This window comes from Pseudomonas sp. CCOS 191, from assembly GCF_001007005.1.
In the GTDB taxonomy this organism is placed as follows: Bacteria; Pseudomonadota; Gammaproteobacteria; order Pseudomonadales; family Pseudomonadaceae; genus Aquipseudomonas; species Aquipseudomonas soli.
On record NZ_LN847264.1, the window covers coordinates 389,007 to 400,518 of the forward strand.

The 11,512-nt window shown below is 64.5% G+C and carries 8 protein-coding genes and 1 pseudogene; 8 read left to right on the top strand and 1 reads right to left on the bottom strand.

Translation table 11 applies throughout. From position 1 onward, the window contains the following. The first annotated feature begins 17 nt into the window (after positions 1–17). Positions 18–1,286, top strand: coding sequence for a malic enzyme-like NAD(P)-binding protein (locus CCOS191_RS01905; RefSeq protein WP_046853841.1), 1,269 nt, complete (start codon positions 18–20; stop codon positions 1,284–1,286). A 266-nt stretch (positions 1,287–1,552) separates the two neighbouring features. Here the strand turns inward: CCOS191_RS01905 and CCOS191_RS01910 are convergent, their stop codons facing one another. After that, a complete protein-coding gene (locus CCOS191_RS01910; RefSeq protein WP_046853842.1) occupies positions 1,553–4,015 on the bottom strand; it encodes a penicillin-binding protein 1A in 2,463 nt (820 codons plus the stop codon). A gap of 166 nt (positions 4,016–4,181) precedes the next feature. Between CCOS191_RS01910 and pilM the strand changes: the two genes are divergently transcribed. The 7 genes and pseudogenes from pilM to CCOS191_RS01945 all read left to right on the top strand — a co-directional run bounded on the left by pilM (position 4,182) and on the right by CCOS191_RS01945 (position 11,162). Continuing rightward, complete coding sequence (pilM, locus tag CCOS191_RS01915) at positions 4,182–5,078, top strand: type IV pilus biogenesis protein PilM (RefSeq protein WP_046853843.1); 897 nt, start codon at positions 4,182–4,184, stop codon at positions 5,076–5,078. Beyond that, complete coding sequence (locus CCOS191_RS01920) at positions 5,075–5,614, top strand: PilN domain-containing protein (RefSeq protein WP_046853844.1); 540 nt, start codon at positions 5,075–5,077, stop codon at positions 5,612–5,614. Before pilM ends, CCOS191_RS01920 begins: the two co-directional genes overlap by 4 nt. Next, positions 5,611–6,624 carry a pilus assembly protein PilP gene (locus CCOS191_RS26945; protein ID WP_082120342.1) on the top strand — a complete coding sequence of 338 codons (1,014 nt, stop codon included), beginning with the start codon at positions 5,611–5,613 and terminating at the stop codon, positions 6,622–6,624. The genes CCOS191_RS01920 and CCOS191_RS26945 overlap by 4 nt, the downstream gene beginning before the upstream one ends. Next, positions 6,581–7,805 (top strand): annotated as a pseudogene (locus CCOS191_RS01930) (type IV pilus secretin PilQ). Before CCOS191_RS26945 ends, CCOS191_RS01930 begins: the two are co-directional and overlap by 44 nt. Before the next feature lie 4 nt (positions 7,806–7,809). Further along, the gene (gene aroK / locus CCOS191_RS01935; protein WP_046853845.1) at positions 7,810–8,328 is read left to right on the top strand and encodes a shikimate kinase AroK; all 519 of its coding nucleotides are present in this window, start codon (positions 7,810–7,812) and stop codon (positions 8,326–8,328) included. 95 nt (positions 8,329–8,423) lie between these two features. Continuing rightward, complete coding sequence (gene aroB, locus CCOS191_RS01940; RefSeq protein WP_023631794.1) at positions 8,424–9,521, top strand: 3-dehydroquinate synthase; 1,098 nt, start codon at positions 8,424–8,426, stop codon at positions 9,519–9,521. Positions 9,522–9,536: 15 nt separating this feature from the next. Further along, positions 9,537–11,162 carry an AAA family ATPase gene (locus tag CCOS191_RS01945; RefSeq protein ID WP_046853846.1) on the top strand — a complete coding sequence of 542 codons (1,626 nt, stop codon included), beginning with the start codon at positions 9,537–9,539 and terminating at the stop codon, positions 11,160–11,162. Positions 11,163–11,512 lie beyond the last annotated feature (350 nt).

Sequence of the window (11,512 nt, forward strand, 5' to 3'; positions counted from 1 at the left end):
ATAGCGGAATGCCCATCATGTCAGACCTGAAAACCGCCGCTCTCGAATACCACGCTCAGCCCCGTCCGGGGAAACTGAGCGTCGAGCTCTCCAAGCCAACCGCCACCGCCCGTGACCTTGCCCTGGCCTACAGCCCGGGTGTCGCCGAGCCTGTGCGCGAGATCGGCCGTGATCCGGAGCTGGCCTACAAGTACACCGGCAAGGGCAACCTGGTTGCGGTGATCTCCGATGGCACCGCCATCCTCGGTCTGGGTGACCTCGGCCCACTGGCCTCCAAGCCGGTCATGGAAGGCAAGGGTGTTCTGTTCAAGCGTTTCGCCGGTATCGACGTGTTCGATATCGAAGTCGAGTCGGAGAGCCCGCAAGCCTTCATCGACACCGTTCGCCGCATCTCCATCACCTTCGGCGGCATCAACCTGGAAGACATCAAGGCACCTGAGTGCTTCGAGATCGAGCGCACGCTGATCGAGCAGTGCGACATTCCCGTCTTCCACGATGACCAGCACGGCACCGCGATCGTTACCGCGGCCGGCATGATCAACGCCCTGGAAATCGCCGGCAAGAAGCTCGAAGACGCCAAGATCGTCTGCCTGGGCGCCGGTGCCGCAGCCATCTCCTGCATGAAACTGCTGGTGAGCATGGGTGCCAAGGTCGAGAACATCTTCATGATCGACCGCAGCGGCGTGATCCACGCTGGCCGCGACGACCTGAACCAGTACAAGGCCCAGTTCGCCCACGCCACCGACAAGCGCACCTTGGCTGACGCCCTGGACGGCGCAGACGTGTTCGTCGGCTTGTCCGGCCCGAACCTGCTGAGCGCCGAAGGCCTGAAGTCGATGGCCGCCAACCCGATCGTGTTCGCCTGCTCGAACCCGGACCCGGAAATCGCCCCGGAGCTGGCTCACGCCACCCGCAGCGACGTGATCATGGCCACCGGTCGTTCCGACTACCCGAACCAGGTCAACAACGTACTGGGCTTCCCGTTCATCTTCCGTGGTGCCCTGGACGTTCGCGCCAAGCGCATCAACGAAGAGATGAAGATCGCTGCCGCCATCGCCCTGAAGGACCTGGCCAAGCTGCCGGTGCCGAAGGAAGTCTGCGAAGCCTATGGCGTGCAAGCCCTGGAGTTCGGCCGTGAGTACATCATTCCGAAGCCGCTGGACGCTCGCCTGATCACCGTGGTTTCCGATGCCGTGGCCAAGGCCGCCATCGAGTCCGGTGTGGCCACCCTGCCGTATCCGAAGCACTACCCGCTCAAGAGCGTGGATGACGTGTTCAACGGCTGATCCAGTCGTAGCGTCATGAAAAAGCCCCGGCTCGCAAGAGTCGGGGCTTTTTGTTGGGCCTGGGTTATTGCGGGGCAGGCCTGCTCACGCGGAGTTCAATGTCATCCCTTTCAAGGCGATCGCGTCAGGGCTTGCTGGTGCTCGCCGACAGTCTTGCAGCGCCTACCAGATCGAGCGCCGCCCGCGCGGCGCTCGATCTTGAGAGCGCTGCAAGGTTTTCGGCGAGCACCTGGCGGCCCTCACCGAAAACCTTCAAAGGTTGCCCTTTAGAACAGATCCATCGGCGCTGCTTCATCTGCCGGCAGCGGGCTGCCCGGTGCTGCGCCGTTGCCCAGTTCGTCCGCCGACGGTGGCGAGTCCTCGGCCTTGAACAGTTCGAAGTAGGCGTTCGGCGTGCTCGGCGTGGCGGCGCGGCCGCTGATCGGGTCGACGCGCAGGCTGAGGATGCCCTCGGGTTCGGCTGGCGGGTGCTCGGGCATGCCCTTGAGCGCGGCGCCCATGAAGCTCATCCAGATCGGCAGGGCCACGGTGCCACCGTATTCGCGGCGCCCCAGGGTTTCCGGCTGGTCAAAGCCAACCCACACGGTGGTGACGTAGTCGGCGTTGTAGCCTGAGAACCAGGCATCCTTGGATTCGTTGGTGGTGCCGGTCTTGCCCGCCAGGTCCGAACGGCCGAGGGCCAGGGCGCGACGGCCGGTACCACGCTTGATCACGTCCTGCAGCATGGTGGTGAGAATGTACGAGGTGCGCCCGTCTATGATCTGCTCGGCCACGGCGGGGACCTGGGGTACTTGGGGAGCCGGGGTGATCTGGCCTGCGGCCAACGGCGCCTCGCCTGGCATCGGGGCGGCGCTGATGGGTGCCTCAGGTGCGGCGAGGCCGGCCTGGTCCTGGCTGCCCTGCGGCACGCGTGGCGGGTTGGCGGTGAACAGGGTTTCGCCGTTGCGGCTCTCGACACGCTCGATCAGGTACGGGCTGATCTTGTAGCCGCCGTTGGCGAAGGTGCTCCAGCCGGTGGCGATCTCCATCGGCGTGAGCGTCGCGGTGCCCAGTGCCAGCGACAGGTTGCGCGGCAGGTCCTGCTTGTTGAAGCCGAACTTGGCGATGTAGTCGATGGTGCGATCCACGCCCATGGCCTGCAGCAGGCGGATCGATACGAGATTGCGCGACTTGTACAACGCCTCGCGCATGCGGATCGGGCCGAGGAAGGTATTGGTGTCGTTCTTCGGGCGCCAGACCTTGTCCAGGTACTCGTCGACGAACACGATCGGGGCGTCGTTGACCAGGCTGGCGGCGGTGTAGCCGTTGTCCAGGGCGGCGCTGTAGACGAATGGCTTGAAGCTCGAGCCTGGCTGGCGCTTGGCCTGCACGGCGCGGTTGTAGTTGCTCTGCTCGAAGGAGAAACCGCCGACCAAGGCGCGGATGGCACCGTTGTAAGGGTCGAGGGTGACCAGTGCGCTCTGGGCGCCGGGCACCTGGCTGAACTTGAGCTTGCCGTCTTCCAGGCGTTGCAGGCGCACCAGGTCGCCGACCTGGGCCACATCGGCCGCTGATTGCGGCGAGCGCCCCTGCGAGTTGCTGTTGAGGTACGGGCGGGCCCACTTCATGGTGTCCCAGGCGACGCTATCCTCCAGGCCGCCCCGGGTCATCACCTTCAGCCCGGTCTTCTCGACCTGGGTGACGATGGCAGGCTCCAGGCCCCCCAGGGTGCGCTGCTTGCTCAGCTCCTGCAGCCAGGCCGCACGCGTCTTGCCAGGGAAGCGCGCCTCGGGGCCACGGTAGCCGTGGCGTTCGTCGTACTCGCTGAGGCCGTTGAGGACCGCGCTGTTGGCCATCTGCTGCATGTCGCTCGGCACTGTGGTGGTGACCCGGAAGCCTTCGGTATAGGCGTCGCTGCCGTAGCGGCCGACCATCTCGGCGCGGGCCATCTCGGCGACATACGGCGCATTCACTTCCGGGGTCGGCACATGGTAGCTGGCATTCAGTGGTTCACCGAGGGCGGCCTGGTAGCTGGCCTCGTCGATCTTGCCGAGCTTGTACATGCGCCCGAGGATCCAGTCGCGGCGCTCCTTGGCGCGTACCGGGTTGGCCAGCGGGTTGAAGCGCGAGGGTGCCTTGGGCAGGCCGGCGATCATGGCCATCTGCGCCAGGCTGACGTCGCGAATCGACTTGCCGTAGTACACCTGCGCCGCGGCGTCGATACCGTAGGCACGGTTGCCCAGGTAGATCTTGTTGACGTACAGCTCGAGGATTTCGTCCTTGGTCAGTTCCCGCTCGATCTGCAGGGCCAGGAGAATCTCGTTGGTCTTGCGCGAGAAGCTGCGTTCGCTGGTGAGGAAGAAGTTCTTCGCCACCTGCATGGTGATGGTGCTGCCGCCGCTCTGGATATGCCCGGACTTGACCAACTGCGAGGCCGCACGCATCAGGCTGCTGGGGTCGACGCCATAGTGATTGAGGAAATTGTCGTCCTCGGCGGACAGAAGCGCCTGGATGAACTGTGGGGGAATTTCCTGGAACTTGATCGGCGAGCGCCGCATCTCGCCGAACTCGGCGATCAGCTTGCCGTCGCTGCTGTAGACCCTCAGGGGGATTTGCAACTGGACGCTTCTGAGCGCGTCGACCGAGGGCAGGCTGGGACTAAGATACAGAAACGCACCGCTCACACCGAGTACGAGCGCGCAGATGACGGCGACGAGAGACCACCAGAAGAACTTCAGCAGGCGTATCAAGGCTTTTGGGTGTCCAGGTTGAGAGTGGATTGCGCGCAGGGCCGGCGGACAGGAAAAACGCTGGCCATTATAAGCATTTTTCGTCCCGCCGGGTGACCGCCCGGGGAGAGCGACGACCGCCTGCGCCGCAAGGGTTTGGGCAGCCAATGACCAGGAAGGAACAGCCATGCTTGGACGCTTTGGCAGGGGTACCGGTTCACTGCTGGGGGTGGAAATCGCCTCCGATGCCATACGAATGCTGCACCTGCGCCGCCAACGTGGCGGTTGTCGGGTGATGGGCTGGGCGCATGAGCGCCTTGGGTCAGCACCAGGTAGCTCATTGGGGGGTGACCAGGTGGAATGCCTGGTCGCGGGTTTGCAGCAGGCCCATGCCCGGTGTCGAACTTCGCAGTGCAGGGTCGCCCTGGCGTTGCCAGCATCTCAGGTCATCTGCAAGGTTTGCCGCCTGCCTGCCGGGTTGCCCGGCCATGGCGTCGAAGCGGCCTTGCTCGCGCAGGCCGAGCAGCTGTTTCCCTTTCCTGTGGAGGACCTAGCCCTGGATTTCCAGGTGCATGGCCCGTGCGCGGAGGATGCCGGGCAGGTCGAGGTGTTGGTGGTGGCCTGTAGGCAAAGTCAGCTCGACCCACTGGAGCGCGTGTTCGCGCAAGCCGGCCTGCAGTTGGTGGCCGTGGAGGTGGACAGTTTCGCGTTGCGGCGGGCGCTGGTGCCTGAACCGCAGGCAGGCGTCACGGCGCTGCTGCAGTTGGAGCCGGACGAGGTGATCCTGCACCGTTGGCAGGGAGGCCGCGTGCCGCATCGGCAGCGCATTGCTTTTCCTTCTCTGGAGCGTTGGGCCGAGGCTGTAGATGGGCTTTGGCAGTCGGGTGCCCAGTCCACGCTGGAACAGGTTGTGTTGTTCGGATCCGCCGCCGATGAGGCTCGAGCGGCAGACTTGTCGGAGCGTCTGGGCGTGAAATGCCATGTCGGTCGCCCGGGCCCTCTGGCCAGCGGATTCGATGAAGCCAGCGTGCCTGCTGCTGCCATGGCCCTGGCCTGTGGCTTGGCAATGGGAGGCCCGGTATGAAAGGGCGACTGAACCTGATGCCCTGGCGCGAACAACGCCGGGCAAGCGCTGTGCGGCGATTCCAGATCACTCTGGTCGGCACGCTGGTGGTGGCGCTGTGCGGGGTAATGTTGCTTGATCGAATGGCGCGGTCGCGTCTGGCCAGGCAGGCGCAGGTCGTCGCCACGCAGCAGGCGGCCGTTGAGCGGTTGGACGCTTCGCTGCGGCAGATCGATAAGTTGCGTGAAGCACGGGATGCGTTGTTGGCCCAGCAAGCGGCGGTGTCTGCGCTGAGCGCCGGGCGGGCGCAGTTGCCTGGGTTGTTTCGCGCACTGGAGCAGGCATTGCCCGAAGGCGCGCGCTTGACCGAGGTGGGTGTGGAGGACGGGCGTCTGCGCCTTGCCGGGTTGGCAGCCTCTGCTTCAGTGGTGGCCAGGCTTATGCGCAGCCTGGAGCAGATAAAGATGGTGCGGGACCTGGAGCTTGTTCACCTGCGGCGGCATGGCCAGGGCGATGAATTCCTGCTGGCGGCGCGCTTGTTGGCGGGTGAGTCATGAGCCGCCTGTGGACCCAGGATTGGCAGGGCCTGGCGGCTCGATCTTGGTTGCTCCGGTGGATGGTGGCAGCAGGGCTGCTGTTTCTGGTGGCTTTCGCGGGTTACTTCGTCCGCCTGCGTGAGCCGCTCAATAGCCATGCCGAGGCAGTCCAGAGGCAGTTGCAGCTACAAAGTGTTCTGGCGGATGGGGCGGGAAAACCTGTCGAGCTGGAGCGAGCGCAGCAGGCTCTGGAGCAAGCCAGGACTGGGTTGCAAGCGTTGCGCTGGCGACTGGCCGCGGGAGAGGGCATGAGTGAACTGCTCGACCAGCTGGCCCTGTCGGGCCATGAGCATGGCCTGTCGTTCGAACGCATCGAAGTAAACGAAGCGCAGCAGGCTGCAGGGTACCGCTTGCAGCCTCTGGAGATCAGCGTGCACGGGCGTTACCCGGCGTTGCGCTTGTGGCTTGAGCAGTGGTTGCAGCAGTTGCGTTTGTTGAGCGTGCCCCAGCTCAGGCTGGCCTTGCAGGAAGAAGGCTCAGGAGTGGTTGGCGCACGGTTGCTGATACATGCCTACCACCCAGGGGAAGAGCTTCCCGTGCCGGCTGCCTTGGCGGATGAACCTGCCCAGGATGCCCTGTCGAAGGCCACGTTCGACCCATTTCAGGCCTGGTTGCCCGCCACACAGGGTAAAGAGCTGCGGCATATTCCCTTGGCGCGACTGGAAATGGTCGGAAGCCTGTCCCAGTCAGGGCGCCGGCAGGCATTGTTGCGTTCGGCGGGGCACTTGTATCGGGTCGGGCAGGGCGACCGGCTCGGTTTGAATGAGGGGATCGTGGTGGCAATCGATGCCGATCGGCTGGAGGTCCGCGAACGGATCTACATCGGCGGGCGCTGGCAGGCGCGTCCCAGATATCTGGTGCTTGTAAAACGTGAGCAAGGGGAGGTCAGGGATGAGACCGAAACGATGGTTGAGCGGCGTGGGGTTGATGTTGAGCATCCTGGCGGTGCAGGCAGCGGAGCTTCAGGGTGAGCCGATGTCGCTCAACTTCCAGGATGTCGAGTTGCGCTCGGTGCTTCAGGTCATGGCCGAGCACGCCGGCGTCAACCTGGTTGCCAGTGATTCGGTGCAGGGGCGGATAACCCTGCGCCTGGAGGAGGTGCCCTGGGGCCAAGCCCTCGACCTGGTGCTGCGCAGCAAGGGACTGGGCAGGCGCCAGGAGGGCAATGTGCTGCTGATCGCTCCCGTTGCGGAGCTGGCCGGGCGGGCCGGGGGCATGGGCGAGGAGGTGTTGCTGGAGCCCTTGCGGCGTGAGCTGATCCCGGTCTTTCATGCCAAGGCCGCCGAGCTGGCGGAACTGTTGCTGGCGAGCCTGGCCGATGACGGCATTCTGACCGGGCGCGGCAGCCTCGGTGTGGATGCGCGGACCAACACGCTGGTGGTCACCTTGCCTGGCGAACGGCTTGCCGAGCTGCGCAGGCTGGTGGCGCAGCTGTGATGTGCCGGTGCGCCAGGTCATGATCGAGGCGCGTATCGTCGAGGCCAGCGTCGATTACGAGAAGGCCCTGGGCGTGCGATGGGGTGGCCCGTTGTATGGGGTGGACAGTCGGCTGGGCAGCGACTTGTTCGTTGACCTTGGGATCGAGCGGGCCAATGCCGGGCTCGGCGTGGGGTTGTTGCGCAGCGACATTCTGCTGGACCTGGAACTCAGCGCCATGGAGAAGAGCGGCAATGGCGAGATCATCTCCCAGCCCAAGGTGGTCACGGCCGACAAGGAAACCGCGCGCATACTCAAGGGCACCGAAGTGCCGTATCAGGAGACCACGCGCAGTGGCGCCACTTCCATTTCCTTTCGCGAGGCCTCCCTGTCGCTGGAGGTGACGCCGCAGATTACCCCGGATGGCAAGGTAGTGATGGATGTGCGTGTGACCAAGGACGAGCCCGACTTCATCAATGCGCTGAACGATGTGCCGCCGATCCGCAAGAACGAGGTCACGGCAAAGGTCCGGGTGGCCGATGGGCAGACCATTGTGATTGGCGGCGTGTACTCGACGTCGCAGAACAAAGTGGTCGACAAGGTGCCATTTTTCGGCGATCTGCCGTATGTTGGGCGGCTGTTTCGACGCGATGCATTACAAGAGAAAAAATCCGAGCTGCTGGTCTTCCTGACTCCGCGTATCATGAGTGACCAGGCGATTGCTGTGAGTCGTTGATTCTGTGCGAAATTTGATACTTGTAGGGCCCATGGGCGCTGGAAAAAGCACCATCGGGCGCCTGTTGGCCAAAGAGCTGCGCCTGCTGTTCAAGGATTCCGACAAGGAAATCGAGCTGCGAACCGGCGCCAACATCCCGTGGATCTTCGACAAGGAAGGCGAGCCGGGCTTTCGCGACCGCGAGCAGGCGATGATCGCCGAACTCTGCGCGCTCGACGGCGTGGTCCTGGCGACCGGTGGCGGCGCGGTGATGCGCGATGCCAACCGTGCCGTGCTGCATGCCGGTGGCCGGGTGATCTACCTGCATGCCTCGGTGGAGCAGCAGGTGGGGCGCACCTCCCGTGACCGCAACCGACCGCTGCTGCGCACCGCCAACCCGGAAGCCACCTTGCGTGCCCTGCTTGAAACACGCGACCCGCTCTATCGCGAGATTGCCGACCTGGTGGTGGAAACCGACGAACGGCCACCGCGCATGGTCGTGCTCGACATTCTCGAGCGTCTGCAGAAGTTGCCGCCCCGCTGAGCGGGGTCTATCCTCGGCGACCAACGCCGAGACGGGGTTGAACGTCACCGCGTGGGGCCATAGCGCCACCGCGCCCAAGTACATTGTGGGGATACATGCAGACACTTAAGGTCGACCTGGGCGAGCGTAGCTACCCGATCTACATTGGCGAAGGCCTGCTTGACCAGCCCGAGCTGCTGGCGCCGCATATTGCCGGCCGGCAGGTCGCCATCGTCTCCAACGAGACCGTCGCGCCCCTGTACCTCGAACGCCTGAGCAAGACCCTGGGTGCCTACTCGGTGCTGCCGGTGGTGTTGCCCGACGGCGAGGCCCACAAGAACTGGGAAACCCTGCAACTGATCTTCGATGCCCTGCTGACCGCGCGTCATGACCGGCGCACCACCGTGGTCGCCCTCGGTGGCGGCGTGATCGGTGACATGGCCGGCTTTGCCGCAGCCTGCTACCAGCGTGGGGTCGATTTCATCCAGGTGCCGACCACGCTGCTGTCCCAGGTGGACTCCTCGGTGGGCGGCAAGACCGGCATCAACCACCCGCTGGGCAAGAACATGGTCGGTGCCTTCTACCAGCCCAACGCGGTGCTGATCGACACCACCAGCCTGAAAACCTTGCCCGCGCGTGAGCTGTCCGCCGGTCTCGCCGAGGTCATCAAGTACGGCCTGATCTGCGACAAGCCATTCCTTGCCTGGCTCGAAGACAATATGCAGGCGCTGCGTGCCCTGGACTCCGTCGCCCTGACCGAGGCCATCCGTCGCTCCTGCGCGGCCAAGGCCGCCGTGGTTGGCGCTGATGAGCGCGAATCGGGCGTGCGTGCCACGCTCAACCTTGGCCACACATTCGGCCATGCCATCGAAACACACATGGGTTATGGCGTCTGGCTGCACGGCGAAGCCGTGGCGGCCGGCACGGTCATGGCCCTGGAAATGTCCATGCGCCTGGGCTGGATCGACCAGCCGGCGCGTGATCGCGGAATTCGCCTGCTGCAGGACGCAGGATTGCCGGTGGTGCCACCACAGGAAATGACCCCGGCGCATTTCATGGAGCACATGGCGGTCGACAAGAAAGTGCTCGACGGGCGCCTGCGCCTGGTGCTGCTGCGCCAGCTGGGCGAGGCCGTCGTCACCGACGACTATTCGACAGAGATTCTTCAGGCCACGCTGGCGGCGGATTACCGCGCGATCGTGGCCCAGCTTTGAGGTTGTGACAACGCAATGACCAGTCTGCATGCCGATGAGGCGTTTCTCGATCATTACCAGCTGAGCCACGATCCGTTCGCACCCCGGGTGCCCGGTTTCAAGTTCTTCCCCGCCCAGCGCAAACCAGTGCTTGGCCAGCTGCATCACCTGGCGCGCTACAGCCAGCTGATGCTGGCGGTCACCGGCCCTGTGGGCAGCGGCAAGACCCTGCTGCGCCAGGCCCTGGTGGCCAGCACCAACAAGCAGTCGGTGCAAAGCGTGGTGGTGTCCGCCCGTGGCGCCAGTGACGCGGCCAGCGTGCTCGGCCAGGTGGCGCAGTCGCTGGGCGTGGCGCAGCCGGAAGTGCAGGCGATCCTGTCGCAGGTGGTGCAACTGGCGCTGACCGGCCAGGAAGTCTATCTGCTGGTGGACGATGCGGAACAACTGGACGAGTCGGCACTCCAAGCGTTGCTGGAGTTGGCGGCAGGCGTAGCTGAAGGGCGCCCGCACGTGTTCCTGTTCGGCGAGCCTTCGCTGATCGCCGGGTTGGATGAGCTCAATGCCGATGGCGAGCGATTCCACGTCATTGAACTGGCCCCGTACAGCGAGGAAGAAACCCGCGAGTACCTGGAGCAGCGCCTGGAGGGTGCTGGCCGGGGCATCGAGGTGTTCACCGCCGAGCAGATCGTCGACATCCACGAAAACTCCGACGGCTGGCCTGGGAACATCAACCAGGTCGCCCGCGATACCTTGATCGAAGCCATGATCGCCAGCCGTACCACGGTCAAGCGACCATCCATGGGGTTCAAAATGCCTAAGAAACACGTGCTCGCGTTGTCCGCAGTGGTCGTGGTCGCCGTTGGCGCTGCGGTCCTGATGCCCAAGAAAGGCGACAAGGCCCCGGCCGACGCGCCCCCCGCTGCCCAGGCCCAACTGCCCCTGGGCCAGGGCGGCAACGGCGGCGCGCCCGCCATCGAGTTCTCCGGCTCCTCGCAGCCGATGCCGTTGCCGCTGGTCGGTCAGTCGCAGCCGGTGATGCGCGAACCGCTGGCCCAGGCCGCTGGCATGGGTGAAGGTGAAGACGGCGGGCCGGCCGACAACACCGCGCTGCAGCCAGCCACGCCATCGGCTGCCGTGCCGCCGACCGTGACCACCATCGCGCCGCCGCAAGGTGCCACCGCCAGCCCTGCGCCGACTCCGGCCCAGCCGGTGACCAGCGCTCCGGTACAGCCGGTTGCGCCTGCGACAAAACCTGTAGCAACCCAGCCGGCAAAATCGGTTGCACCTGCCAAGCCAGTCCCGGCCCCGACCCAGGTCGCGAGCGCCAAGCCCGCAGCCAAACCTGCCGAGAAACCGGCTGCCGGCGGCGCCGGCAACAGCAGCTGGTACGCGGGCCAGAAGCCCGGTAACTATGTGGTGCAGATCTTCGGCACCAGCTCGGAAGCGTCGGCGCAGTCGTTCGTCAAGGCGCAGGGTGGCGACTATCGCTACTTCAGGAAAAACCTGCAGGGCAAGCCGCTGTACGTGGTGACCTACGGCAACTTCGCCAGCCGCGACGCCGCCGCTGCGGCAATCAAGAACTTGCCAGCCAAGGTCCAGGCTGGTAAACCTTGGCCACGTACCGTGGGCAGCGTCCAACAAGAGCTGGCCACGGCCCGCTGATACCTTCCGGGCGGCATCACCCCGCCGCCCAGTTGCTGAGCGACTTTCTAGCTTTCAACTAGCCTGCTGCGCCCGAGCGCGGCAGGCTTTTCTGTCCCAGACTGCCGGCCACAAGCCCTTTCTTGCAGTCCTGGCTGAAACGCTTCAGACTCCAGTCAAGCCGCTATCACGGCGTACGACTTAAAAACATTCAAAATTGCGACATAAATTTTCAATGGTGAGACATGAAAATTTGTGGGCGTCGCTGTCGCTGTGCAACAATGGTTTTCCATGGCCACCGCAAAAAAGCTGGCATTTGATCGGCGTGGATGGTAAGTGGTTGTTAAAAAAGAGATTTGCCTCCGGTTGAG